This window comes from Corynebacterium sp. c25Ua_47 (genome assembly GCF_039907205.1).
GTDB classification, from domain to species: Bacteria; Actinomycetota; Actinomycetes; order Mycobacteriales; family Mycobacteriaceae; genus Corynebacterium; species Corynebacterium hiratae.
The window spans coordinates 25,235-49,292 of sequence record NZ_JASBOH010000001.1; the positions used below are offsets into that span (position 1 = coordinate 25,235).

Here is a 24,058-nt window from a genome sequence, read left to right on the forward strand (position 1 = left end):
TCGCGCCTCGGCGCGAGTGGCGTGATGAAGACTAGTTCGTAGGGGAAGACGAAGCTCGTCTTGCGTCGGCGCATGCCGGCGTGCCATCACTCGCACGTCAAAGGAGTTTAAGGAGTGAATCAACGCGTTCACCCGCAGGTAGCCGGTGCAACCGCGCCGGCCCCTTCAGCCAGCCCACTTGGCAGCCCAGCGGATACGTGGCCCAACCGCGCCTGCGGTGAGGTCTGCACCGCCGTGCTGCAGATCTCGGGCATGCCGCGCAGCCTGCGCCCGGCCATCGAGCGCGCCATGGCTCGCTGTATTCGCAGCGAAAGCGAATTCATCGTCCCCGGCGATGACCCGCTGACCGCCCAGTGGTGTACCCGCTGGCGCCGGGACCCGCTGTGGGACGTTGTCGGCATAAAAGCCGACAACGCAGGCTGCACCGGAATCGGTTGCCAGCAAGTGCTCACCGGAACGCCCAGCGAATTGGAAGCGCTGGGCCGCGCGGTGGAGATGCTGGCGGGGGAGTACGGTTTTCGGGGCGTCGTCAAGCGTGCGGTCTAAGTCGGTGAAGGCCTAGTCCGCGAAGGGATCGAAGATGCGCTCCGGCAGGTCCGCCACGGAGTCAATGATGCGCGTCGGGCGGAAAGGATAGCGCTCGATGATGCGGTCATCGCTGATGCCGGAGCGCACCAGGATGCTGCGCATGCCGGCCTCGAGGCCTGACTTGACGTCGGTATCCATGCGGTCACCGATCATGACGGTGTTTTCCGAGTGTGCGCCGATGTTGTTCAAGGCGCTGCGCATCATGACCGGGTTCGGCTTGCCCACGTAGTAGGGCTCGCGGTTGGTCGCCGCGGTGATGAGTGCCGCGACAGCGCCCGTGGCCGGAAGCACGCCCTGCGGCGCGGGGCCCGTGACGTCCGGGTTGGTGGCAATGAAACGCGCTCCGTTGCGGATGAGATTGATGGCCGTGGTGATGGCTTCAAAAGAATAGGTGCGGGTCTCGCCCAAGACCACGAAATCGGCGTCCCGGTCATTGAGGATCCAGCCGGCCTCGTGCAGCGCGGTGGTCAGGCCGGACTCGCCCACGACATAAGCCGTGGACAGCCCCGCCTGGTTGGAGAGGAAGGCCGCAGTGGCCGTCGCTGAGGTCCAGATGCGCTCGGCCGGGATGTCCAAGCCGGTGTTCTGCAGGCGTGCTGACAGGTCCCGCGGAGTGGACATCGAGTTATTGGTCAGCACCATGTACTCGATGTTGTTGTCCTTCAGCGCTTGGATGAATTTATCCGCGCCGGGAATCATCTCCCCTTCCTTGATGAGGACGCCGTCCATGTCAGAGAGGTAAGAAATCACGAGTGTTCCTCCACGTAGTCAGCAAGTTCGCCCACCGTGGTTACGGAGAGCATGGTTTCTTCATTAAGGCGGACCCCGCAGGCTTCCTCGAGGCGCACGGCTAATTCGATGCGCTCGAGTGATTCAACCCCCAGGTCCTCCAGCTTTGCTTCGCGCTCTAGTCCTTCCTCCACGCCGGTTACCTTCGTGATGAGGCGCGTCAGTTCGCTATAGGCGTCGCCGGCGGGTGCAGAATCCTGCTCTTCGGCCGGCGCGGAGCCGAAACGGGCTTGGAGTTGCGCTGAAAGGTCATTAGCCATGGGGCCCAGTCTAGTATTGAAATGTCATGGTTATTCGAGCACGTTCCTCCGCCGTCGCGCGCAGCTGGTCGCGCCGGGTTCGCCCCCGCATGCGTGCCATCGAGCACGCCGTCCACAATGAGCTGCATGATCTCACGACTGAACCGGGCCTGACTGCGGTGAGCGACTCGGGCTTCGTCGACAACGACGGCGTGCGCGTGGCGTGGTACGAGGTGGGCCCTGCGGATGCGGAGGTCACCGCGGTCTTCATCCACGGCTATTGCCTGTCTGCTGAGAGCTTCTATTCCCAGGTCAACGACGTGCGCCGCAACTATCCCACGGTGCGCTGCCTGCTTGTCGACGTCCGCGGCCACGGCCAATCCACCCACGTCGCCCCCGCGCAGTGCACGGTTCGGGGCGCGGCCGACGATGTGCTGGCCGTCATCGCTGAGCGTGCCGCCGAGGGGCCGTTGGTGCTGCTTGGGCACTCGATGGGCGGAATGATTGCGCTTAACCTGCTGCGCCGCGCACCGCGCCAGATCTTTGACCGCGTTGAGGGGATGGCGCTGGTGGCCACCTCTATGCAGCGCTTTGCCGCCGCAGGCGTGGCTCGCATCTTGGAATCGAAGACCCTCGGCGCGGTCTACCGCGCGTGCTTGAAGCTGCCCCGTCGGCTCAACCGGGTGCGCTTTGAGGTAGCGGCAGTCATCGCCCCGGCTTTCGCGGCGCTGCTGCAGGGCTTTCCACAAATGGACAAGCTGCAATTCCACGTGGCGATGCTGCTGGATACGCCGATGTCGAGCTATGCGGGCTTCTTCGATGACTTGGTGGAGCACTCTGAGTTCGGCGCAACGGCCCGGCTGCGCAGCGTGCCGGGCGAAATCGTGGTGGGCCAGCATGACATCGTGACCCCGCACCGCCAATCGGAGGTGATTGCCCGCCACTGGCCGGACTCCACCCTGACCGTCGTCGACGGGGCGGGCCACATGGTCATCTTGGAAGAGCCCAGCGAGGTGTCCAAGGCTTTGGGGCGGGTGCTCGACCGCGTGCTCGATGGCGACTAAGCCGCGCTAATGCCGGCTAAGTCCTTTGTCGACGGCGGCAGGGCCTTTTGTTGGCGGTGGCTGAGACCCGCGCGGTGGTCGAACTGCCCGTTCTGCCAAAGTTAGAGCCTCTGATGCAAGATCTGGCTCGAACTTTGGCAACAACGACAGCTGGCCGCCCTGGGTTTAGGCAAAAAGAATGCCCCTCCTACCCACAATGGGGCAGAAGGGGCCGGAGGGCTTGGGGCTGTTAAGCCCTAAGCCTTAATCCTCATCAGCCTTAATCCTCGTCGGAGGAGGTGGAGATGGTGGCGGTCGGGTCGTCGAGCTTCAGCTCACGAGCTGCCTTCTCCACGGTGCTGCGCTCCACCTTGCCCTCGCGGGCCAGGCCCTCGAGAACGGCGACGACGATGGACTCGGCGTCGATGTTGAAGTAGCGGCGAGCGCCTTCGCGGGTATCGGAGAATCCGAAGCCATCTGCGCCCAGGACGATGTAGTCGCCCGGGACGTAGGGGCGAATCTGCTCCTGCAGGTCCGTAGCGAAGTCGGAGACACCGACGAACGGCCCCTCGAAGCCCTTGAGCTGGGAGGTAGCGAAAGCCTCGGTCGGCTCCGTGCCCTTGCGCAGTGCCTCCTGGTTACGGGCGGCGCCGTCGCGAGCCAGGTTGACCCACGAGGTGACGGAGAACAGCGAAGCCTTGACATCGAAGTCCTCAGCCAGGATCTCCTGGGCGCGCAGGGCCTCGTACATGCCCACACCGGAGGCCAGGATGTTGGCTGGGATGGAGCCGGACTCGGCGGTGTTGTAGTGGTAGATGCCCTTGTGCAGGCCCTCGACGTCGAGGTTCTCCGGCTCAGCAGGCTGCTTGACCGGCTCGTTGTACACGGTGATGTAGTACATGATCGGCTCGTTGTCCTCGTCGTACATGCGCTCAATACCGCGCGGAACCAGGTGAGCGATCTCGTAGCCGAAGGCCGGGTCGTAGACCTCCACGGCCGGGTTGGTCGACGCCAAGATCGGGGAGTGGCCGTCCATGTGCTGCAGGCCCTCACCGGTCAGGGTGGTGCGGCCGGCGGTAGCACCGATGATGAAGCCGCGGCCCAGCTGGTCGGCAGCAGCCCAGAAGGCATCGCCGGTGCGCTGGAAACCGAACATCGAGTAGAAGATGTACAGCGGAATCATCGCCTCGCCCTGGGTGGCGTAGGAGGTAGCAGCCGCGGTGAAGGAGGCTGCGGCACCGGCCTCGGAAATGCCCTCGTGCAGAATCTGACCATCCGTGGCCTCGCGGTAGGAGAGCATGAGGTCGTGGTCCACCGGAACGTAGTTCTGGCCACGCGGGTTCCAGATCTTGAGAGTCGGGAACCAAGAGTCCATACCGAAGGTGCGGGCCTCATCCGGAATGATCGGCACGACGCGCTTGCCCAGCTCCTTGTCGCGCATGAGCTCCTTGAAGGTACGCACCAGCGCCATGGTGGTGGCGACGTCCTGCTTGCCGGAACCCTTGCGGACCGAGCGCAGCTTGGACAGATCCGGGGTGGTCAGCGTCTCGAAGTTCTCACGACGTTCCGGCAGGAAGCCGCCCAGCTCTTTACGACGCTCCAGCATGTACTTGATCTCCGGGGCGTCCTTACCCGGGTGGTAGTACGGCGGCAGGTACGGATCGGCCTCGAGCTGCTCGTCGCTGATCGGGATGCCCTGCTTGTCGCGGAAGAGCTTCAGATCCTCCAGCGTCAGCTTCTTCATCTGGTGGGTAGCGTTGCGGCCCTCGAAGTTGTGGCCCAAGCCGTAGCCCTTAATGGTGTGGGCCAGGATGACCGTCGGGCGGCCGGTGCCCGCGTAGCTCAACGCCTTGTCGTATGCGGCGTAGATCTTGCGGTAGTCGTGGCCACCGCGGCGCAGTGCCCAAATCTCATCATCGGACATGTCCTCCACCAGCTTGAGCGTGCGCTCATCGCGGCCGAAGAAGTGCTCGCGCACGTAGGCGCCGTCGTTAGCCTTGAAGGTCTGGTAGTCACCATCAGACGTGGTGTTCATGATGTTGACCAGGGCGCCGTCCTTGTCGGCTTCCAGCAGCTTGTCCCAGCCGCGGCCCCAGACAATCTTGATGACGGACCAGCCGGCACCGCGGAAGAAGGACTCCAGCTCCTGAATGATCTGGGTGTTACCGCGCACCGGACCATCGAGACGCTGCAGGTTACAGTTCACCACGAAGGTCAGGTTATCCAGCTCATAGAGGGAAGCCATCTGCAGCAGACCACGGGACTCCGGCTCATCCATCTCGCCGTCGCCGAGGAAGGCCCAGACATGCTGCTTGGAGGTGTCCTTGATGCCGCGGGTCTCCAGGTACTTATTGAAGCGTGCCTGGTAGATGGCGTTGATGGGGCCCAGGCCCATGGACACGGTGGGGAACTCCCAGAAGTCCGGCATCAGGCGTGGGTGCGGGTAGGACGGCAGACCATTGCCCTCGCCGCGGGAGTGCTCCTGGCGGAAGCCATCGAGGTCTTCCTCGCTCAGGCGGCCCTCCATGAAGGCGCGGGCGTAGACACCCGGGGAGGCGTGGCCCTGGAAGAAGACCTGGTCGCCGCCGGAGGGATCATCCTTGCCCTTGAAGAAGTGGTTCAGGCCCACCTCATACAGCGGGGCAGCGCCTGCGTAGGTGGAGATGTGGCCACCGACGCCGATGCCCGGGCGCTGTGCGCGGTGCACCATGATGGCCGCGTTCCAGCGGATCCAGCGGCGGTAGCGCTTCTCCAACTCTTCATCGCCCGGGAACTCTGGCTCCAGGGAGGTAGGGATGGTGTTAACAAAATCCGAGGACGTCAGCGACGGCAACGGCACGCGCTTGGCGGTAGCGCGCTCAAGAAGGCGCAGCATGAGGTAGCGGGCGCGCTCCGGATCGGAAGAATCTAGAAGACCGTCGAGGGAGTCCATCCACTCGCGGGTCTCCTCGGGGTCGGAGTCATGCAGGTATGCTGCCACGCCATCGCGAACGATGGGAAAGTTGGAGTCGCCGTTGTGGGCGTCCAAGTCGGCCATTAAATCCTCCTGGGTCGTAGTACACAGATCTTGCTCTAGGATACGCGCCCCTTTCGCGGTGGGTCACTCGGAGGCCCCCACGGGTGGTTTTATGGGGGAAAATGTCCACCTCTGGGGAGGAACGGGGGAGGTTTGACGCGAAAAAGTGCACCGTAGACGTTAAAATACTCTGCATGACATCAACTACTTCATCGGAAGGAACTCAACGAGTGACGGGATTCGCAGCCAAGCTCGGCATCGAGGAGGGGCAGATTGCCCTAGAACTTGGTTGGGACGAAGACTGTGACTCCACGATTTCTGAGTCCATCGAGGACGTGTTGGGGGAGGACTTCCTCGAGGAAGAGACCGACGAGTTGTGCGACCTTGTGCTGCTGTGGTGGCGCGCGGAGGACGGCGACTTGGTCGATGGGCTGGTGGATGCCACCCGTCCCTTGGGCGATTCCGGCCGCATCTGGCTGCTGACCCCAGGGGCTGGAAAGCCAGGCAACTTGGAGCCAGGCGAGATCTCCGAATCTGCACAATTGGCCGGCCTCGTACAGACCAAGGCCGAGCGCCTCGGCGAGTGGCAGGGGTCCTGCCTCGTGGCCCGCGGCTACACCAAGAAGCCCTAAGGAATAATCGCAGGATGTACCTGCTCACGCGGCATTCGCAGCGGCGAATCACACCCCGATTTGTTGCTGCGGGTGCCCATGGGCTAATCTTGTTCGAGCACACCAAGTGCACTGCGGCTTTAGCTCAGCTGGAAGAGCAACTGGTTTACACCCAGTAGGTCGGGGGTTCGATCCCCTCAGGCCGCACCAGGTCAGGCCCCCTTTCCGTTAAGTCGGAGAGGGGTTTCGTCGTGCTCGGAGGGCGCCCGCGGGTGCCCTAGGGTGAAAGCCGCTTTGGTGGTCGGTGTAGATGTGGACTGCTCCGTCTGTTTTAGTTGGGTGTCTTGGCGTTCAGGATTTGGGACGGCAGTGATGACGCGGGCGTAGCCGATGATTTGGCCGGCAATGGCCGTGGAGTGTTCGGTTGGGATATACCTCAAAAGGGCACCACTCGCCCCAATCCGATATTCGCTCCCCTCTACGAATGAACGGATGCGTAACGGTGCTCCATGTACAAGTGGAACTAATACTTACGAAAATGACTTAGGCCACAAAAGCATGACCAGTGTTTATGCAGATGAATAATCATTGTTGGCAAATGGTTATTGACTGCATTTTTCATTAGTCATAGGTTTGAGGTAAGCCGGTGATGAGCCGGGCATCTTGGAAATCTGGAAAAGGGGTCATCATGTTCAAAAAAGGGCTGGCGTGCGTGAGCGCTACGGCATTGTTCGCGCTGAGTTCGACATTTTCAGTGCAAGCTGAAGATGACATTGATGCGTAAACAGAAAAGCACAGCCTACTGGTGGAGCGTTACTGTCGTTGTAGTGCTGTTCATCGCAACGCTTGTAATCAATTATCTAGCAGGATTAAGTGCTGATGAATCATACTTTGGAGCACATTGGTGGCATCGTCTGGCATGGGTTACGCCACTGTTGTTCTTGGCTTCTTTGATTTGGGCCTGGTTCGAGCACAGGAAGGTGCATCGGTATCCGCATTGACCCATATTTAGCAGCGTCGGGCGTGAATGAGAAGGAAGGCTTTGCGCTTGGGCGAAAGATGCTTTTTGCTCTAGTAGGGAGTGTCGATCCTGCTTCGCACCGTTTGTCTTAGTGTTCGCCTGGCCACTCGCGGAGATCGATCCGGTTGGTTTCTTTGAGCGCTTGGAAGATTGTTTCTTCGATCTGGTTGAGTGCGACGTTTTCTTTACGATATTCGTCACCGTAGATGCCTTGGCAGTGCCCTGGATAGAATCTCATGGAGAAGATCCTGACACAGTAGAGTCCGTTTGCCTGCTTGCCGATTCGGAGACATTCTTCTTCACTACCGTTGATTGGCCACACTGCTTCTGGCATGTCTTCGTCCCAGTTGGGAACGCAGTTCTCAGCGGTGCAGCCAGCGGCTTCAAGAATACTGTCGGCAATCTCGGTTTCGGTCGCTTCTCGCGTCCACGCAATCGCGTTCATGATCGTCCCCTTTGGGGGTCGAGGCTAGTAGCGCTCCTGACCGCGCTCACGGATCTTCTCGTAGAAGTCCGGCTTGGCAGAGCCATAGCGCGAGCGGGAGCGGCGCGAAGGCTGCGAGGTAGTTGCTGGCGTCGAAGGCGGGGCAGAAGGCGCTGTGGCGTCGGAGTGCTCGCCGGAGGGGTCTCCGTGATCAAGCTCCGAGACGTCAGTGTCCGCAGTCGCATCGGGGGAGCCGGCGCCGGTGCCAATAGCTGCCGCAGTGGCCTCAGCCATCAGGGCCTCTTCCTCACGGGCGCGGCGGCGCTCCCGAATCTCGGACCACACGAAATACGCAAAGCCCAGTGGCGCCATCACGCCGAAGGCAATCCACTGGTAGCCGTAGGAGAGGTGGTTGCCGCGGTCCAGCTTCGGCACCGGCAGCGCATGCAGCTCACCTGGCTGATCGGGGGAGAGTTGGAGGTAGTCGTGGGCGAGGGGGACGTCGACAAGCTCTGCGATCTGCTCCGTATTGATGGAGTAGACCTGCGTGTAGCCCTGCTCCTCAATGGGGGCGGAGGTGTGCTCGCGCTCGTTGTAGCGCGCCATGCCCACGATGGTCACCCTCTCCGAGGGGGCCGGATCGATGTGGGGAACGGAATTGCCCTCATCCGTGGGTACCCAGCCGCGGTTGACCAGGAAAGTCTCGCCGGAGTCGGTCTCAAAGGGAACCAGCGACTGGAAGCCCGGAGCGGACTCCACCGGGCGCAGGCGCAAGAGCACCTCATCCTCCGGAAGGTAGTGGCCGGTCAGCTCCGCGCGTTCCCACTCCTTGCGCAGGGAGCCATCGGTGGAAAAGACCTCGGTGACCGGCTGGGGGTCGGCGTCGTAGGCCTCCTCAATGAGGTGGTTGCGCTCCACAATCTGGTCGTCTTTATTCAGCTGCCACGGTGCGAGCACCGTGAAAGACAAATAGGAAAAGGCGACGATGAAGATGAGAAAGAGCACCCACCCAGGCTTGAGGAATGTCTTGAGCATGATGATCAGTCTAGTAGCCGCAAAAGATTATCTAGCCGTGGTTCGTCTTAATCCACTCGAGCAGACCTGGAACGGCGGCGTCGATCTCTTCGCGGGTACGGGCGAAGTCCTCCTCCGTGCCGTAGAACGGATCCTCCACGATGGCGTCCTCCGGAGAATTCGGGTCGAAACTGCGCATGAGGCGCACCTTGTCCTTCGGGATGCCGCGCTCGATAAGGGCATCGCGGTGGCCGGTATCCATGGCCACGAACAGGTCCGCGTCCATGTGCTCCGGACCCAGCTGGGCGGCCTGGTGGCCAGCGCCATCGTGCCCGCCGCGGCGCAGCTCAGCCACAGCGCGCTCATCAGCGCCCTGGCCCACGTGCCAGCCGCCGAGGCCGCAGGAGTCCACGCGGGCGAGGAGATCGAGCATGTCGGTCTCCATGGCATCACGGGTAATGACTTCCGCCATTGGTGAGCGGCAAAAATTGCCCGTGCACACGAAGACGATGTGGAGCTGGTTGTCGTTCTCCGGAGGCGTCATGCAAAGGCTCCTTAAGCTAGAGGGGTGCGCTGACGAACGAAAGCTAGGATATAGCAGCGACGCGACTGACGTGAAACCTGAAGCCGTATAAGGAGCAAACGAGATGGCAGAACACACGACCGTCGGCGAGATTCGCCGCGTTATCCACGAGGCCTACCCGCCGCAGCTCGCTGAGTCGTGGGATGCAGTCGGCCTGGTGTGCGGTGACCCCGCGGACGAGGTGCGCACCGTGGCCTTCGCGTTGGACTGCACCCAGGAGGTGGCAGATAAGGCCGTGGAGCTCGGCGCGCAGATGCTCGTGGTGCATCACCCGCTGCTGCTTCGCGGGGTGACCTCGGTGGCGGCGGATACCCCGAAGGGCAAGGTCATTCACACTCTTATCCGCAACGGTGTGGCCCTCCTGGCAGCGCACACCAACGCGGATAAGGCGCGCCCGGGTGTCAACGACAAGCTGGCCGAACTCGTCGGCATCACGCCCGGCCGCCCCATCGTCCCTGTCGAGCCCTACGAGAACCTCGACGAGGCGCTGGGCCTGGGGCGCGTGGGCGAGCTTGAGCAACCCATGACGCTGCGGGAATTCACCCAGCGCGTGGCCGATGCCCTCCCGGAAACCGAGTGGGGAGTTCGCGCGGCCGGTGATCCGGAGCGCGTGGTGAAGCGCGTGGCCGTCTCCAGTGGCTCGGGTGACTCCTTCCTGGACCAAGCAGCAGCGCTCGGCGTGGACGTCTACGTCACCTCCGATCTGCGCCACCACCCGGTAGATGAACATCTGCGCGCTGCGCACCTGGCCGATCCTGAAGGCCCAGCCGTGGTCGATACCGCTCACTGGGCCAGCGAGTTTCCCTGGACCACCCAGGCGCGCGATATTGTGGAGAACGCATTGCGCGTGAACACCGAGATCATCGATGTCCGCACCGACCCATGGACGATTTCTGCGCATAAGGAGAACTAAATGAAACTGTCACAGGATCTGCAGAGCATCTTGCTGGAGCTGGCGACCCTCGAGCGCTCCCAGGCGCACGGTGGAACCCCCACCATCCCGGAGCAAGAGGAATACGAGAAGGCACAGGCTGCACACGCCCGGCTTCTCGACGCCTCCGGCTCCGCCCAGCTCGCCGTCGACGATATGGAGATGGAGATCCTGCGCATCCAGGCCGACGAGCGCAAGCTGCGCCAGCGCGAGCGCGACGATAAGGCCCAGCTCGGTGCCGCGACCGACCCGGAGACCCGCAAGGACTTGGAACACGATCTCTACGCGGCTAAGTCCCGCATCGCGGATCTCATGAGCGAGCTGCAGGAAGCCCACAACGAGATCCACGCCCTGCGTGCCAACCTGGATGTGCACGGCGCGAAAGTCTCCGATTCCGAGCGCAAGCTCGAAGTGCTCAAGCGCGCGGCCGAGGCCGCCCAGGAGGCCGCGGCGAACCGACCGGATCCGCAGGTGCGCATCGGCGAGCTGCGCGAGCAGCTGCCCGCGGATGTCTTGGAAGAGTACGAGACCGTGCGTGAAGAAAACGGTGTGGGTGCCGCTGCCTTCACCGGGCGCGGCTGCGGCGGGTGCTTCATCATTCTGCCGCCGGCCGAGCAGAACGCGGTGCGCAACGCTGCGGCCGACGAGGTCCCGCAGTGCTCTGATTGCGGCTCCTACCTGGTACGCCCGGCCTCATGAAGTTAGTCATCTTCGCTGACGGCGGCTCCCGCGGCAACCCCGGGATCGCCGGTTCTGGCACTGCAGTCTACAACGAGGACCGCTCGCAGCTGCTTAGGGAAATCGCCTACGTCGTGGGGCAGAAGTCCACTAATAACGTGGCCGAATACCACGGCCTGCTGCGCGGCCTCGAGGCCGCGGTGGAACTGGGCGCGGACGAGGTGGAGTTTTACATGGACTCCAAGCTCGTGGTGGAGCAGATGAACGGGCGCTGGAAGATCAAGCATCCGGACATGCAGAAGCTCGCCATCGAGGCGCGCCGCCTGCTCAACCAGATTCCGCGTTTTAGCCTCGAGTGGGTACCGCGCGCCAAGAACTCGGTGGCCGATGAGCTCTCCAACGTCGCTATGGACGCCGCCGCGAAGGGCGAGCCCGTGGGCATCCTCGATATGGGGGCCGGCGACGCCGCTGAAGCCGGCGCTGCGGTCGATGCGGCGGGCGGTGTAGAACCTGGCGGGGAGGCGGGGGAGGCGTCGTCAAGCGCGGCGTCATCGACCGCGGCCGACTGGCGCCCTGAGTGTGACCCGGCCACACGCTTCATCCTGCTGCGCCACGGGCAGACAGCGATGTCCGCCGCCAAGCAATACTCCGGGCGCGCAAACCCCGAGCTCACCGAGCTGGGCAAGAAGCAGGCGCTCGCCGCCGCCCAAGCCCTAGCGGATACCCACATCGATGCCGTAGTGTGCTCGCCGCTGCGCCGCTGCCAGCAAACAGCCGCGGCCGTGGTGGAGGGCCGGGACCTGCGGGTGGAGACCGTTGAGGACCTCATCGAGGTGGACTTTGGGCGCTGGGAAGGCAAGACCTTTGCCGAGGCCGATGCCGCCGACCCCGAGCTCCACGCGCGTTGGCTGAAGGATACGTCCGTGGCCTGCCCGGGTGGGGAGTCCCTGCGCGCCGTGCACCGTCGTGTCAGCGCCGCCCGCCGCGAGCTGCAGCAGCGCTATGCGGGGCAAACCGTGCTCGTGGTCTCCCACGTCAACCCCATCAAGTCCTTCGTGCGCCAAGCGCTCGACTCTGGACCGCAGACCCCCAACCATCTGTTCCTGGAGCTGGCTTCGCTGAGCGAAGTTGAGTTCTTCGATGGCGGTAGCACCCTGCACCGATTTAACGATGTGGGGCATCTGGGCGCGCTGCGATAAACTAACAGGCGCGAATGAGCCGACCGGGTAAACGCGTTCCGTCGAACCGGCCCCTTTCTGGGGCTAGGCGCGGGCCGAGGAAAGTCCGGACTCCACAGAGCACGGTGGTTGCTAACAGCAACCCGGGGTGACCCGCGGGAAAGTGCAACAGAAAGTAGACCGCCGCGCCTTTCGCTTCGCTTCGGTGTGGCGATAGGCAAGCGGTAAGGGTGAAAGGGTGCGGTAAGAGCGCACCAGCACCGTCAGCGATGGCGGTGGCTGGGTAAACCCCACTGGGAGCAAGGCATCACGGCCCGCTGGAAAGCGGGCCCGATCAGGCGTTAGTAGGCTGCTCGTCGAAGCCTGAAGGTAGCTGCTTGAGCCAACTGGCAACGGTTGGCCTGGATGGATGTTTACCACCGCGCCTTGGTGCGCGGCACAGAATCCGGCTTATAGGTTGGCTCATTCGTGCCCATACTTTTATTTTTTGGAACAATGGGGCGGCATGAAGCTGTATGCCGCGCCCCTGGACTTTCGCCCCATCGCTGAGGAGTTTTCCGTTCCCACTGATTTCCCGACTTAGGCCATTTTTGTTATGTCCATAGGGTTCTTGGACACGGAGTCCGGTGTCTTTTTGGACACGGAATCCATGGAGTTCTTGGACACTTCTAGCGGTTTATGGTTGTTGCCTGCGTTTGGGCCGGGGTTTGGATAGTTTCGGGTTCATCCGCGGTGGTTGGCGGTGTTTCATTCCTTCAACGAGGTTGATTGCTCCACCGCGCGGGACGAACGCCTCGCAGATGAATCAGCCGCGAGGAACCTCATCGCCGCCGAGCCAGGGAACACCCCATGACTACTACGAATCTGGATGCATCTCTACGGAGTCGGCCGAATCCCACCTCACAGCCCCTACAGCTGCATGATTTTCTAACCTTTCACCAACTCCAAGGAACCACCTATGAAAAAGCTTCTCCCCGCTCACCACCGCGGCCCCGCAGCCAGGAACCGACTGCACGAGCTCCGGTGACAGCACCCAGGCAACCACTTTAAGCACTTGAGCTAGCACATCGGTGTAAACATCATTTACGACAGCCAGATCAGAGCATATCTATCGCGTGAATTAGAGAGCCCCTTTACCCCAACCAGAGAAAGACGAAGAAATGAACTCCGAAGAATACAACGACGCCCTCATCCAACCAGGCGCAAATATCAGAGAACAGCAAGTCCTGACGCTCCGATTCAATGGCAGCAACCCACATGGACGAACCCTTCACGAGTTACGGGCAGAGCACGTTTCCGATGTCCTAGAAGGAATATCAGAACTGGTCCAGGACTTCGATAAAGCGGGCGCTTTTCACAATGCAGGCCCCAACAACAGGGATCTTTTCGTCCGACCTGCCAAAGAAGGCTCCTTCATAATCGAGCTCATCCAAGTAATTGTCGATAGTCCGCTCGCAGAAGCCGCGGCCGAAGACCCCGCAGGAGTGGCAACGGCATTAGGAGTACCAACAATCGGACAAATCGTATGGACTGCAATTCGAATCTTCAAGGACCAAGTAAAAGATTTCGAAAAGCTCGACGATGGCAACGTAAAGATTAACTGGACAGACGGCACTGCCTCCGAGGTATCTGCTGATGTTTGGGCCGAACTCAATAAGCGTGAACGACGAAGGAAAAAGCAGCTCCGCAAGATCATGCGCCCTCTTGAAGATGGACGTGTCACCTCATTAGAGGCTCGAGACAGTTCAAACCTCAACGATGAACCACTCGCAAGTTTCACAAAGGAAGATTATCAAGCAGTAGAGCCAAGTGAAGATGAACAAGAAGACTTTGACATTTTCGAAACCACAGGCCAGCTCTCAGCTATAGACTTCGACGACCCAGACCGGTGGAAAATTAAGACTGCCTTCGAAACACGTGTGGCCACAGTCGAAGACGAGGACTTTCTAACGGAAGTTAGTAAAGGTCTTAACCTCAATGGAACTGATTCATACGACCTCAAAATCCGTGAGGACAAAGTCACAAAGAATGGTCGCACCAACAAAAAGTGGACTATTCTGAAAATCCAAAAGGAGGAAAGGACCCGTGACGCTCAAGAACCGGACTCAGGTGAATAGGCCCAACCCCGATTCACCGCGCTCAGAAAAGGTCATCGACATCTACAGTGTTATCCTCCTAGCCCTTGGCATCGTCTCTGGAATTGTCGCGTTCAGGTTAACCCTCACTACGGAACTGAGTGCCCTAATCCTCATCCCATCGGTCGTAGCCGCCACTACTGGCGCTCTAAACCTCACGACCACAAAACGGCCGCGGTAGACACGGTTAATCCCCGAATAGGCAACTACGCCCAGATTTCCTGTTCCCATTAGACCCGCAGGCTTGTACTCCGCTCTCCCTCTCGTAAAGGTTTTGCAATGAACACCAACAACGTCATCTCTATCGATGCCCGACGCAACCGTGAAGAAAAGACCTACCTACAAATCCCCGGAAGAGTCGCCTTACGCACTGGCACCCGTCCGTTCCTCGGCAAGGCCGACGACGGCAACGAATACTGGTGCAAACGCATAGAAAGTGACCATGGGCGCGAAGCCGTAGTCAACGAAGTAGCTGCAAGCATCGTCGGCCTGCGCCTGGGCGCCCACATCCGCCCATGGAAAATTATTTACGTCCCCGAGTCACTACACGGACACATGATCGGAGAATCAATATGGAGATACAGGCTCACCGGAACTCCGCTCTTCGGCTCACTCAATCTCCACACCGCAACACTGCACCAAGGGTTCGGAGTCATCCCGTACGTTAACGACGATGCCAACTACAACCACATCCCAAAGCTGATAGCACTGTGGTTGTTGTGCAATGTTCAGGAAGACCTCCAAATCCTCACGGACAACGATGACGATAACTCCATCTGGTCCATCGACCACGGGCTCTGGTTCGACTCGGAGCCCTACCCTTGGCAACTAACCCCGCCAGAACGCGCAGGCGGCACTGCACGCATTCCTCTACTGCGCACCGAAATTCCCAACAGCTCGTGGGACAAAGCCATCAACGCACTCGACAACCTCGACACCACCCTACGAGAAGAATTGCAAGAAGCACTACCAATAGAATGGGCAATACCTGCGCATGAGACTGACAAACTCATGAACTACGTCCTCTCTCGCAAGGACTACGCTCGGGAGCTCCTACGCTCGTACAAACACCGCAAAGGACAATGACATGAGATTCGACTACTGGACCGTAAGCGTGGTTCCCCGCCCCATGGGCATCACCAGGATTGGCGTCGGTGTCATCGTCATCGATGCCGCAACAGGCGAAACAAAGAACCGTTTCCGCATCAACCGCGGTATCCACCACGATTCCGACTTTCCCGAGGCCATCCGGCGAGCCCTGCAACATTTCAAAGCCGACCTCAAGAAGCTGATAACGACAACCGAGCCGCTCAACCTTGACGGGCAACACACGTTGTCGAGCTATCTCGAATTCACTAGCGGACACTGGAACAACCTCATCAAAGTTCACCCCATGCAAAGCATGGACGCTGCAAACCTCAACGAGGCTACCGACCTACTGTTTTCGACCCTCATTGGCGAAGCCCCCACCGGCAAGCATCAACAAGACGTCAGACAGGTACGACGCTTTATCCGCAGACAATACGAGCAACTCCCAAGCCTGGAAAAAGCAACCATCTTTGACGCCGAGGTCCAAGTTGCCCGACGCGAACTGGATCTAACTTTGGCGGTTGTCGATGATGAGGAAGTTATCGAACTTAATCAGGCATTTAACTTCCGGTCTTCTGATGCGAATATCACGCGCGCGGCCATTGATTCTTGGACGCTCAAGGTGGACAAGTTGCAGCAGGCGGGCGGTGAGCTTTCTGCTGGTGAGACTTTAATCTCTGTTCCTCGCGAATTGGATATCGTCGCTGTTACCACATCTCCGAACTCGTCAGCACAGAAGAAGAACTACCAGCAGTTCCTTGAATTCTGTGGCGATCTCAATATCTCAATGCTGACGATGGAAGAAATTCCGCAGCATGCAGCCTCACTCAATAGGCGCTTAGCCTCTTAAATGCACGCTCCCCTTATCTGGAAAGTTTGGTGGCGGACCGGGTGAAGGGAGGCCCACTCACAAAATTCAGACTACTGAACACCCCGGCACTACTCACGTAGTGCGGAAAACCTCTTCCCGCCGACGAAAACCACCAGGTAACAATGTTAAGAGTGATGTTTGCTCACCCGACCACATAGCCTAAGTCAAGCTATAGATTGGCTCATTCGCGCCCACATTTTTATTTTTTGGAACAATGGGACGGCATGAAGCTATATGCCGCGCCCTTGGACTTTCGGCCCATCGCTGAGGAATTCTCCGTTCCCACTGACTTCCCAGGGGAGGTCACCGCTCAGGCCGCCTCCGCGCAGGACCACTATGCCGAGCAGCGCCGCGACGCCCGCGACATCCCTTTTGTGACCATCGATCCGGCCGGCTCCATGGACCTGGACCAGGCCGTCTTCATCGAGGCGCGCGATGGCGGCTACCGTGTGCTGTACGCCATCGCGGATGTCGCTGCCTTCATCGAACCGGGCTCCGAGCTCGAGCAGGAATCCCTCAAGCGCGGCCAGACTATCTACCTGCCCGACGAGCCGGCGCGGCTGCACCCGGCGGAGCTCTCGGAGGACCGGGCCTCGCTGCTTGCCGACGTCGACCGCCCCGCCGTCCTGTGGACCTTCGACCTGGACTCGGCGGGTGAGGTCGAGGAATTCTCGGTGGAGCGCGCACTCGTGCGCAGCCGCGCCCGGCTGGATTACGACCAGGCCCATGCGGACTTGGAGAATGGCACTTTGCATTCTTCTATCGCCCTGCTGCCGGAGGTGGGCAAGCTGCGCCAGGCCTCCTCGTTGCGCCGCGAGGCGATCAACCTGCGCCTTCCCTCGCAGCGCGTATCCGAGACGAAAGATGCGGAGAAGGGGCACTACGAGCTGGTGATGGAGCCGCGCTATGAGGTGATGGACTATAACTCCGAAATCTCGTTGCTTACCGGCATGTGTGCCGGGCGCCTCATGGAAGAACACGGAGTGGGGTTCCTGCGCACGCTGTCCGCGGCCACGCCGGAAGCTGAGGCAACGTTTCGCACCGAGGCTGAGGCTCTGGGCTTTGAGTTGGGGGAGAGCAGCATTTCGGAATTCCTCCATTCCGTGGACGCGGATTCACCGCGTGGCATGGCGGTGATGCGCGAGGCCCAGCGCCTATTGCGCGGGGCGGACTACGTGTGGCTGGAGGACGGTGAGGCGGACGTGCATGCGGGAATCGGCGGATACTATGCGCACGTGACTGCCCCGCTGCGCCGCCTCATCGACCGATTTGCCACGGAGGTGTGCTTGGCGCTGAGCGGTGGCTATGAGGTGCCGGAGTGGGTACGCGAGCGCGCCGGGGATGTCATTTCCACGATGCGTTCGACCTCGCAGCTGGCTTCCCAAGTGGATAAGGCGTGTCTCAACCTTACGGAGGCTACGGTTTTGGAGCCGTGGGTAGGAACCAACTTTGAGGCCGTGGTTGTCGACGGCGGAGAAAAGCGCGAGAAAGCGCGCCTCGTCGTGCTGGATCCGCCGGTGATTGGAATGGCCGTGGGGCAACCACCCACCGGCAGTGAGACCACCGTCTCGCTGGTGAAGGCCGATGTTGCCGAGCGCGACGTGCTCTTTGCGTGGCCGGCGGACTAGTCCTCGGTAATGGCGGGGGCACCGGCCGATAGGGGGACGACAAGCAGGCCGTCCTCGGCGAGGTCGGCCGCGAAGTTCGGGGCCTTGGTGCTTGGGACGTAGGCAATAACCGCGGTCGAAGTCCCGGCGTGGGCGGAGCGCGCGGCGACGGCGCCACGAGCGGTGGCCAGTTGTGCGAGTTTTTCCGCAGAGTTGAAGCCATAGACCGTGGCCAAGGCCGACTGCGATTGGGTCAGCAGCGGGAAGAGCTCGGTGCCGCGGCGTGAGCGCAAGGCGCGGGCAATTCTCTCGGCTCGCTCGGTTTCTTCCGAGTAGAAAGTGAGCCATGCTGTGGCTTGGTCGATGGTGGGCTGGTTTTCGGGGCCGTGCACCTTGTGGACGGCGGCGAGCCACTCGAGGACACGCTGGGGCGCATCCGGCAGGAGGCGCAGCGATGCAGTGCCGAAGGCGCGGCAGGCGGCGTCAATGAAACGCTCGCGGGCGCGGATTTCGGCAACAGCCTCAGCGGAATCGAAGTCACCGGGGACGGCGAGGGCAAAAGCTGCAATGTCCTTGTTGACCACGTGCGGTGCCTGGGTGACGGAACCGTCGGCGTAGTCGATGATGGTAATGGAGTCACCCGCGCCACGCAGTGCGGCGGAGTGGCGGGCGCGCAGCGCAGGGAAGCGGGCGAAGGTGCCGACAGCTTGGGAGCATACCTCTGCGATCCGGGCGCGAAGAGGCGCGTCGTGGAGATCGTCCGCGCCGCCGAGCAAGGCCAAAGCGGTTGCGATATCGATGGCTGCGGCGGCTCCGAGCCCGGCCGAATCTGGGATATCGTTGACCACTGTGATGTCGGCGCCGGCGGTCTCGCGGGTGAGGAGCTGGCGGTTGATCATGGTGTAGATGATCCCGCCGAGGCGCGCTGCGATGGCGCCCTCGGGCGCTGGGGGCTCGATGGGCTGGCCTTCGGAATCGACGCCGGGCTGCTGTTCCGCGGCGAGGGAGGAGACTTTCTCTAGCGAAATCTGGTCCTCAACGGTCTCGCCGTTGGTGTGCTCGAGGCGAACGTTGACGATGCCATCGCTGCGAGGGCTTACAGCTACCGCTGCGCGGAGATCAGCCAGGCCCATGATGGTGATGCCGCCGTAGTGGTCAATGTGCTCGCCGATGAGTGCCCAGGTGGCTGGGGCGCTGGCGACATGCGCCGGCTCTGCGCCGATGTTGTCGCTGTGCGCGGCGCGAACGCGGTCGACGGCCGGGGTCGAAGGGGCAGTCCACAGGGGCATCGGGAAGGTTCTCCTTTGCTGGTGGCGAGATCCTGCCCGTAAACGGGGCAGGAGGTAGGTGACCTATCTATTCTAACGGGCGTAGTCGATGGGCGGTCTGTAGTGTGGGGTGCACTGATCTAGCGCCTAAAAGAATGGAGAAAACAATGGCCGAGGCTGATAACAAGTGGTTCTACGACCCGTCCACCGGTGAGGTGACCCAGGGCAAGGTGTCTGGTTGGGAGAACCGCATGGGCCCCTATGATTCCCGCGAGGAAGCCGAGCGCGCCATCGAAATCGCGCAAGCCCGCACTGCTGCGGCTGATGCCGAGGACGCCGCTGAGGACGATTACTAAAGTCCTGCAGGACTCCTGCAGGACGCCCCATTGAGCGGCGGTAAATCAAAGTCAACGGCCCACTCCCTCGCGAGAATTGCGACGGAGTGGGCCGTTGAAATGTTTGTTCCACCTGCCGGGCGTTGCAGCGCGCCCAGCGGGGAGGAATTAGCGCAGCTTCTTGCGCAGCGGCTTGAACGCAGACTTGATGGCCTTGAAGCTCTCCGAGTAGGCGTTGAGCGCTTCCAAACCGATGGCGCGCTCACGCTGGTAGAGCAGACCATAGCCAAAGGTGTCCTCGCCTCGGCGTCGTGCGGTCTCTGCCAGTTCGAGCAGCTTGTCGCGAGAGGTCACCGAATCCTGGAAGTCTCCCAAGACTGACTGCATCTGCTTGCAGGCCTTGTAGAGGCTCTTCGTCTTCAACGAGGTTGCGGAACCAGCTGCCTCCGCCGCATAGCGCAGTTTCTTTGCTGCCTTGCGCATATCGTGGAAGTACTCTTCACGTTCATGTAGCGTCAGCTCGGTATTATCCCAGTTGGAGACTGCCTTCTTGTGGCGCTTGACCAGCTTGTCATAAGCCTGCTTGAGGTGCAGGGCCATCACCGTATCAAGATCGTGGGGCTCTTCGTCCTCATCTGGCTTGGCGTGCTTCGGCTCGTAGACCTTTGCTGACTCTTGTTCTTCCTCTTTTTCTTCAGTGGGGGCAGCAGACGCCGAATCGTCGACCGCAGAGTCTTCCGCCTCGCCGCTGGCAGAGGTGCTGTCGGCGTCAGCGGGCGTGTCTTCACCAGCAACCGGCGGGTCGGAGAGGAAGGCATCCAATGCATCGAGCAGAGCCAAGTATTGATCGGAATCGAGCGCGGCGATGACTCGGCGATGCGCGCGGCGGTATGCGCGGCCCATGTCGTGAGCAATGTGTTCGCGGGTGGCTTCATCAAGGACGTCGGAATCCTCGGACGCGAGGAGGTTCTGCCAACGTTCCTCCACGACCTCGGCGTCACGGGCGACGCCCAACATGGCCGCAAGTTCCTTCAGGTCTGACTCAATGCGCTCGATTTCGGGGCCCACCACAATGCCGTGGAAGGTCTGCAAGTGGCTGCGCAGTTCACGGGTAGCAACGCGCATCTGGTGAACCGAATCCCACTCATCGCGGCGAACCCGTGGATCATATTCGACGAGCTTGTCCCGGTTGGCTTTCAATGCGTCCACAACCGCTGCCGCGGGCGAGCCCGGCTCCACGTTGGACGTGGCAAGTGACGGGGGAAGCTCGACATTGTTGACGGATTCACCCAATGCCGACTTCAACTTGGACGGCGAGGAAGAAACCCGAGCCCCAGAGCTAATGAGTAGGGAAGTGGCGTGCCGCAGTAGAGCGCTGCCTTCCTTGGATCCAGGGAGCTCCCCAGCGAGCTCGACTTCCCACTCACGCCAGGTGCTCTGGGAGCCACCCGGAAGGAAGGAGAAGGCGGTGACATGGTCATCACAGAACTCAGCGACCGGCTGGTCATCGGCGTTGACAAGGAGCAATTCGGTGCGGTTGTTGTCGACCTGCGCAATGGGCTCCAGCGGATGATTGCGGATCACTGAGCGAACCTGGTGGAGAAGCTCGGCGGGAACCTCGTACTTGCCATCAATTGGTTCGCCGAGTTCGGCACGAATTTCGGTGCGGCCTTCGGCACCGGGGATCTTGATGTGCCAACCGTCATCATTTCCACCGGTGCGACGGCGCAGCGTGATCTTGGCGTGGGTAAGGCGAAGGTCCTCCGTGTCGTAATAGATCGCCGACAATGATTGGTGGCGGGTTTCTGCTACTCGGGCAACCTCGTCGAGGTTGGTGAGATCGGGCGCCGGCGTGGCTTCATCCACGGCGAACTTGGCTTCGATTTCAAGGAACGTCTTCGGAGACATGTACACACCTTCGTCGGGGAGCGAAAATTTAAAGAGGAGGCACAAAACCTCTACACTTCCATCTAGTTTACCTAGTCATTAGAGCACTTGTGCCAGCCTTTGAGCCCGCCCTAACGAGTGAGTTGGGCCCGTCCTGCCAGCCCTGAGGAATCACCACTTAAGTGAGACCTTTCCGCAGCGGATGCCCCGGCGGACACGCCTGCTCGGCTCCCCATAGCTAAAGATATGGTGCGGGCGTTGGGAAAGAGCTGATCTACTACCGCTTCTGCGCTACGCCGGCGATCTTCCACCGCTGATAAAGATTGGTGGGCAAGGACTACTGCATCTTGCCCAACCCCCGGATTGCGTGCTGCGGAACCTGTCGCGTCTGTACTTTGTGGCCCCAGCGTGGTGTTTACCTCATCTAAGAGCTGACCGATTCGGGTGGCAAAGGACAAAATGAAGCTTCGGCGGAAAGCTGCAACATTGCCGATCTGGCGTGCGCTTTTCGCGTGTTCTCCGTGGTGCATGTGCCACTCACACTGCCGAAGAAGTGAAGCGAAGAGGTCGGTGACATGGTGGACGTCCTCTTTAGCGCCGAAGACTGTGATGATCCCTTTGGGGTGAAGTTGCAGCACAGTGCATCCATTGCGATCCGCGATGACGCTAAGAAGTGTGGTCTTGTGCTTGATATAGGGGGCGCTGATATGAAGGCGCGTGGAAACTACGCAGCTGGGCGAAGCGTCGAGAGCGCCATCGATCCGGTGTCGTTGCCGCAGACTTTGTGCCTTGGCAATGAGTGCACTGGCTTCTTCCTCGTAGGGAGTGGATTCGGCCTTCCGCAGAAGGTGGGAGATTTTGGTGCGGATTTTATCCTCCTTGCTGCCATGCGCTGACTGGGAGCTATTTCTCTCAGGCACGAGCACGTCAACGTCACGAAGTAAGGGAAGCAACATGGTTGCTTCGATGAGTCGCGTCAGTTCATCGGTGGACATCGTCATCGAAGCAGGCGGAGTGAGGCTTAACCACTCTTTGCGCAACGCAGTGGAACTAATCTGTGCGGGCACCTGGCCGGCGGCACGATAAATGAGTGGGTGGCAAAAGTTGCCCACGACGTGAAGAAGATCCTTAGGAGACCATCCTCGCTGGGCCGCTCGGATAATGAGGTCGAGTCCTTGCTTGCTCAGTGTTGCGTGGTTGGTGTTCATGGAAATCACATTCCTATGTTTGTTCGTACATCAGTTTGGATATGGGGCCATTCAAGCATGTGATAGCGACAAGGGTTCGGAAGGTCGAAAAAATTTGCCCCCGAGATACTCTTGCCAACTGGGCCGATAGGTGACGCTGCGGGGGCAAAAGAGCAAACGCCCAGCCGCGGCTTCGGTGCGCGGCGGTAGGGTTTAAAACATGAACAGCCAACACGAATTCGTCCTTCGTACAGTTGAAGAACGCGATATCCGCTTCATTCGCCTCTGGTTCACTGACATCCTGGGGGCGTTGAAATCTGTGGTGATGAGCCCCTCCGAATTGGAATCTGCCTTCGAGGAAGGTGTTGGCTTCGATGGCTCCTCGGTGGAGGGATTCTCCCGTATCTCAGAGGCCGATACTATCGCCATGCCGGATCCCTCAACGTTCCAAATCATGCCCTTCGATAAGGAAGAGCCAGAGCTGTTGTCAGCGCGCATGTTCTGCGACATCACCCAGCCCGATGGGCACCCTTCCCTGGTGGATCCACGCCATATCCTGCGCCGGCAGGTTACAGAGGCGGCCAATGAAGGGTTCACGTGTAAGGCCTCACCGGAGATCGAGTTTTATCTCCTTGAGGATGCGCGCGATATCAACAACCTCATTGCCACCGACAACGGCGGTTACTTCGACCAAGCCACCCACGATAACGCCCCGAGTTTTCGCCGCCGGTCGATGTATGCGCTGGAATCCATGGGCATCGCTACGGAATTTAGCCACCATGAAACCTCACCCGGGCAGCAGGAGATCGACTTGCGCCATGCTGATGTGCTGTCCATGGCAGACCACATCATGACGTTCCGCTACCTCATCAAGGAGGTGGCTTCCCAGCAGGGCGTGCATGCCACATTCATGCCCAAGCCTTTCGAAGACCGCTCGGGATCGGGAATGCACACCCACCTCAGCCTGTTTGAAGGCGATTCCAACGCCTTCCACGACCCCGACGATGAGATTTCCCTCTCCAGTACGGGACGGCAGTTCATCGCCGGCATTCTTGAGCATGCAGTGGAAATGACGGCGATCACCAACCAGTGGACCAACTCTTACAAGCGCCTGATGTTTGGCAGCGAAGCCCCGGGGTCGGTGACCTGGGGCGTGTCCAACCGCTCGGCCCTCGTCCGAGTACCGACCTACCGCCTGTCCAAGGAAATGTCGCGACGGGTGGAGATCCGCTCTCTAGACTCAGCGATGAACCCCTACCTGGGATATGCGGTTCTGCTGGCCGCCGGATTGCGCGGTATCAGGGAAGGCTATGAGCTCGGTGATCCTGCCGAGGACGATGTCCATCAGTTGACCCGCCGTGAGCGCCGTGCAATGGGGTACAAGGACCTGCCCAGCAGCTTGGACCAAGCACTCCGGGAGTTTGAACGCTCCGAATTCATGGCAGAGGTCCTCGGCGAGCACGTCTTTGAATACTTCCTGCGCGCGAAGTGGGACGAGTGGCATGAGTATCAGCAACAGATCACCGCATTCGAATTGCGCAACAACCTGGATTTCTAGGAGAAG

The 24,058-nt window shown here is 60.5% G+C and carries 21 protein-coding genes, 1 tRNA gene and 1 other RNA gene; 14 read left to right on the forward strand and 9 right to left on the reverse strand.

Features of this window, described 5'->3' with window-relative positions; all coding sequences use genetic code 11:
* Window positions 1-114 precede the first annotated feature (114 nt).
* Entirely contained in the window at window positions 115-546 is a 432-nt protein-coding gene (locus tag QKE52_RS00115) for a hypothetical protein (protein WP_144013795.1), read from the forward strand.
* Between the two features lie 12 nt (window positions 547-558).
* Here QKE52_RS00115 and QKE52_RS00120 read toward each other — a convergent pair whose 3' ends face one another.
* Together QKE52_RS00120 and QKE52_RS00125 are read right to left on the reverse strand one after the other, a co-directional pair.
* Window positions 559-1,338, reverse strand: coding sequence for an HAD-IIA family hydrolase (locus QKE52_RS00120; RefSeq protein ID WP_046647087.1), 780 nt, complete (start codon window positions 1,336-1,338; stop codon window positions 559-561).
* Window positions 1,335-1,637 carry an acyl carrier protein gene (locus tag QKE52_RS00125; protein ID WP_071407336.1) on the reverse strand — a complete coding sequence of 101 codons (303 nt, stop codon included), beginning with the start codon at window positions 1,635-1,637 and terminating at the stop codon, window positions 1,335-1,337. Before QKE52_RS00125 ends, QKE52_RS00120 begins: the two co-directional genes overlap by 4 nt.
* Window positions 1,638-1,663: 26 nt before the next feature.
* Between QKE52_RS00125 and QKE52_RS00130 the strand changes: the two genes are divergently transcribed.
* Window positions 1,664-2,680, forward strand: a complete 1,017-nt coding sequence (locus tag QKE52_RS00130; protein ID WP_347947785.1) for an alpha/beta hydrolase — start codon at window positions 1,664-1,666, stop codon at window positions 2,678-2,680.
* Window positions 2,681-2,939: 259 nt separating this feature from the next.
* Here the strand turns inward: QKE52_RS00130 and aceE are convergent, their stop codons facing one another.
* Window positions 2,940-5,696 carry a pyruvate dehydrogenase (acetyl-transferring), homodimeric type gene (gene aceE, locus QKE52_RS00135; protein ID WP_347947787.1) on the reverse strand — a complete coding sequence of 919 codons (2,757 nt, stop codon included), beginning with the start codon at window positions 5,694-5,696 and terminating at the stop codon, window positions 2,940-2,942.
* 173 nt (window positions 5,697-5,869) lie between these two features.
* Between aceE and QKE52_RS00140 the strand changes: the two genes are divergently transcribed.
* Together QKE52_RS00140 and QKE52_RS00145 are read left to right on the forward strand one after the other, a co-directional pair.
* Window positions 5,870-6,307, forward strand: a complete 438-nt coding sequence (locus tag QKE52_RS00140; protein ID WP_046647091.1) for a DUF3052 domain-containing protein — start codon at window positions 5,870-5,872, stop codon at window positions 6,305-6,307.
* A 113-nt stretch (window positions 6,308-6,420) separates the two neighbouring features.
* A tRNA-Val gene (locus QKE52_RS00145) sits at window positions 6,421-6,496 on the forward strand.
* An 899-nt stretch (window positions 6,497-7,395) separates the two neighbouring features.
* On the opposite strand, the gene QKE52_RS00150 is transcribed toward QKE52_RS00145, so the two are convergent.
* Genes QKE52_RS00150 through QKE52_RS00160 form a run of 3 tightly spaced genes read right to left on the reverse strand, consistent with a single transcriptional unit; the run spans window position 7,396 to window position 9,289 of the window.
* Window positions 7,396-7,752, reverse strand: coding sequence for a hypothetical protein (locus QKE52_RS00150; protein ID WP_347947788.1), 357 nt, complete (start codon window positions 7,750-7,752; stop codon window positions 7,396-7,398).
* A 24-nt stretch (window positions 7,753-7,776) separates the two neighbouring features.
* Window positions 7,777-8,766, reverse strand: coding sequence for an SURF1 family protein (locus QKE52_RS00155; RefSeq protein ID WP_347947789.1), 990 nt, complete (start codon window positions 8,764-8,766; stop codon window positions 7,777-7,779).
* 31 nt (window positions 8,767-8,797) lie between these two features.
* Window positions 8,798-9,289 carry a low molecular weight protein-tyrosine-phosphatase gene (locus tag QKE52_RS00160; protein WP_347947791.1) on the reverse strand — a complete coding sequence of 164 codons (492 nt, stop codon included), beginning with the start codon at window positions 9,287-9,289 and terminating at the stop codon, window positions 8,798-8,800.
* A 103-nt stretch (window positions 9,290-9,392) separates the two neighbouring features.
* Between QKE52_RS00160 and QKE52_RS00165 the strand changes: the two genes are divergently transcribed.
* From QKE52_RS00165 to QKE52_RS00200, 8 genes are all read left to right on the forward strand, one after another.
* A complete protein-coding gene (locus QKE52_RS00165) occupies window positions 9,393-10,241 on the forward strand; it encodes a Nif3-like dinuclear metal center hexameric protein (protein ID WP_046647731.1) in 849 nt (282 codons plus the stop codon).
* Window positions 10,242-10,958, forward strand: coding sequence for a C4-type zinc ribbon domain-containing protein (locus QKE52_RS00170; RefSeq protein ID WP_046647732.1), 717 nt, complete (start codon window positions 10,242-10,244; stop codon window positions 10,956-10,958). It begins immediately after the preceding gene.
* A complete protein-coding gene (locus QKE52_RS00175) occupies window positions 10,955-12,136 on the forward strand; it encodes a bifunctional RNase H/acid phosphatase (RefSeq protein WP_347947793.1) in 1,182 nt (393 codons plus the stop codon). Before QKE52_RS00170 ends, QKE52_RS00175 begins: the two co-directional genes overlap by 4 nt.
* 15 nt (window positions 12,137-12,151) lie before the next feature.
* Window positions 12,152-12,584: RNase P RNA component class A (gene rnpB, locus QKE52_RS00180), an RNA gene on the forward strand.
* Between the two features lie 691 nt (window positions 12,585-13,275).
* Window positions 13,276-14,232, forward strand: coding sequence for a hypothetical protein (locus QKE52_RS00185; RefSeq protein WP_049154517.1), 957 nt, complete (start codon window positions 13,276-13,278; stop codon window positions 14,230-14,232).
* 297 nt (window positions 14,233-14,529) lie between these two features.
* Complete coding sequence (locus QKE52_RS00190) at window positions 14,530-15,336, forward strand: HipA family kinase (protein WP_065422015.1); 807 nt, start codon at window positions 14,530-14,532, stop codon at window positions 15,334-15,336.
* A 1-nt stretch (window position 15,337) separates the two neighbouring features.
* Window positions 15,338-16,189: a DUF3037 domain-containing protein gene (locus QKE52_RS00195; protein ID WP_049154522.1), complete on the forward strand. Its 852-nt coding sequence runs from the start codon at window positions 15,338-15,340 to the stop codon at window positions 16,187-16,189.
* A gap of 245 nt (window positions 16,190-16,434) precedes the next feature.
* Entirely contained in the window at window positions 16,435-17,838 is a 1,404-nt protein-coding gene (locus QKE52_RS00200) for an RNB domain-containing ribonuclease (protein WP_347947796.1), read from the forward strand.
* Here the strand turns inward: QKE52_RS00200 and QKE52_RS00205 are convergent.
* Window positions 17,835-19,106, reverse strand: coding sequence for a galactokinase family protein (locus QKE52_RS00205; RefSeq protein ID WP_070700675.1), 1,272 nt, complete (start codon window positions 19,104-19,106; stop codon window positions 17,835-17,837). The genes QKE52_RS00200 and QKE52_RS00205 overlap by 4 nt on opposite strands.
* Window positions 19,107-19,252: 146 nt before the next feature.
* Here QKE52_RS00205 and QKE52_RS00210 point away from each other — a divergent pair, with 146 nt between their 5' ends.
* Window positions 19,253-19,441 carry a hypothetical protein gene (locus QKE52_RS00210; protein WP_046647736.1) on the forward strand — a complete coding sequence of 63 codons (189 nt, stop codon included), beginning with the start codon at window positions 19,253-19,255 and terminating at the stop codon, window positions 19,439-19,441.
* A gap of 147 nt (window positions 19,442-19,588) precedes the next feature.
* On the opposite strand, the gene QKE52_RS00215 is transcribed toward QKE52_RS00210, so the two are convergent.
* Window positions 19,589-21,328, reverse strand: a complete 1,740-nt coding sequence (locus QKE52_RS00215) for a CYTH and CHAD domain-containing protein (RefSeq protein WP_070753965.1) — start codon at window positions 21,326-21,328, stop codon at window positions 19,589-19,591.
* 110 nt (window positions 21,329-21,438) lie between these two features.
* Window positions 21,439-22,515: a DUF2786 domain-containing protein gene (locus QKE52_RS00220; RefSeq protein ID WP_102233660.1), complete on the reverse strand. Its 1,077-nt coding sequence runs from the start codon at window positions 22,513-22,515 to the stop codon at window positions 21,439-21,441.
* A gap of 199 nt (window positions 22,516-22,714) precedes the next feature.
* On the opposite strand from QKE52_RS00220, the gene QKE52_RS00225 reads away from it, so the two are divergent.
* Window positions 22,715-24,052 carry a glutamine synthetase family protein gene (locus QKE52_RS00225; protein WP_175974528.1) on the forward strand — a complete coding sequence of 446 codons (1,338 nt, stop codon included), beginning with the start codon at window positions 22,715-22,717 and terminating at the stop codon, window positions 24,050-24,052.
* The last annotated feature ends 6 nt before the right edge of the window (window positions 24,053-24,058 follow it).

Excerpts from the sequence above, each read along its gene's own strand:
- QKE52_RS00195 (WP_049154522.1), top strand. The coding sequence starts at position 15,338 with ATGAGATTCGACTACTGGACCGTAAGCGTGGTTCCCCGCCCCATGGGC.
- QKE52_RS00210 (WP_046647736.1), top strand. The coding sequence starts at position 19,253 with ATGGCCGAGGCTGATAACAAGTGGTTCTACGACCCGTCCACCGGTGAG.
- QKE52_RS00130 (WP_347947785.1), top strand. The coding sequence starts at position 1,664 with ATGGTTATTCGAGCACGTTCCTCCGCCGTCGCGCGCAGCTGGTCGCGC.
- QKE52_RS00125 (WP_071407336.1), bottom strand. The coding sequence starts at position 1,637 with ATGGCTAATGACCTTTCAGCGCAACTCCAAGCCCGTTTCGGCTCCGCG.
- QKE52_RS00185 (WP_049154517.1), top strand. The coding sequence starts at position 13,276 with ATGAACTCCGAAGAATACAACGACGCCCTCATCCAACCAGGCGCAAAT.
- QKE52_RS00215 (WP_070753965.1), bottom strand. The coding sequence starts at position 21,328 with ATGTCTCCGAAGACGTTCCTTGAAATCGAAGCCAAGTTCGCCGTGGAT.
- QKE52_RS00225 (WP_175974528.1), top strand. The coding sequence starts at position 22,715 with ATGAACAGCCAACACGAATTCGTCCTTCGTACAGTTGAAGAACGCGAT.
- QKE52_RS00205 (WP_070700675.1), bottom strand. The coding sequence starts at position 19,106 with ATGCCCCTGTGGACTGCCCCTTCGACCCCGGCCGTCGACCGCGTTCGC.
- QKE52_RS00160 (WP_347947791.1), bottom strand. The coding sequence starts at position 9,289 with ATGACGCCTCCGGAGAACGACAACCAGCTCCACATCGTCTTCGTGTGC.
- QKE52_RS00220 (WP_102233660.1), bottom strand. The coding sequence starts at position 22,515 with ATGAACACCAACCACGCAACACTGAGCAAGCAAGGACTCGACCTCATT.
- QKE52_RS00140 (WP_046647091.1), top strand. The coding sequence starts at position 5,870 with ATGACATCAACTACTTCATCGGAAGGAACTCAACGAGTGACGGGATTC.
- QKE52_RS00170 (WP_046647732.1), top strand. The coding sequence starts at position 10,242 with ATGAAACTGTCACAGGATCTGCAGAGCATCTTGCTGGAGCTGGCGACC.
- QKE52_RS00155 (WP_347947789.1), bottom strand. The coding sequence starts at position 8,766 with ATGCTCAAGACATTCCTCAAGCCTGGGTGGGTGCTCTTTCTCATCTTC.
- QKE52_RS00165 (WP_046647731.1), top strand. The coding sequence starts at position 9,393 with ATGGCAGAACACACGACCGTCGGCGAGATTCGCCGCGTTATCCACGAG.
- QKE52_RS00175 (WP_347947793.1), top strand. The coding sequence starts at position 10,955 with ATGAAGTTAGTCATCTTCGCTGACGGCGGCTCCCGCGGCAACCCCGGG.
- QKE52_RS00200 (WP_347947796.1), top strand. The coding sequence starts at position 16,435 with ATGAAGCTATATGCCGCGCCCTTGGACTTTCGGCCCATCGCTGAGGAA.
- QKE52_RS00150 (WP_347947788.1), bottom strand. The coding sequence starts at position 7,752 with ATGAACGCGATTGCGTGGACGCGAGAAGCGACCGAAACCGAGATTGCC.
- QKE52_RS00190 (WP_065422015.1), top strand. The coding sequence starts at position 14,530 with ATGAACACCAACAACGTCATCTCTATCGATGCCCGACGCAACCGTGAA.
- aceE (WP_347947787.1), bottom strand. The coding sequence starts at position 5,696 with ATGGCCGACTTGGACGCCCACAACGGCGACTCCAACTTTCCCATCGTT.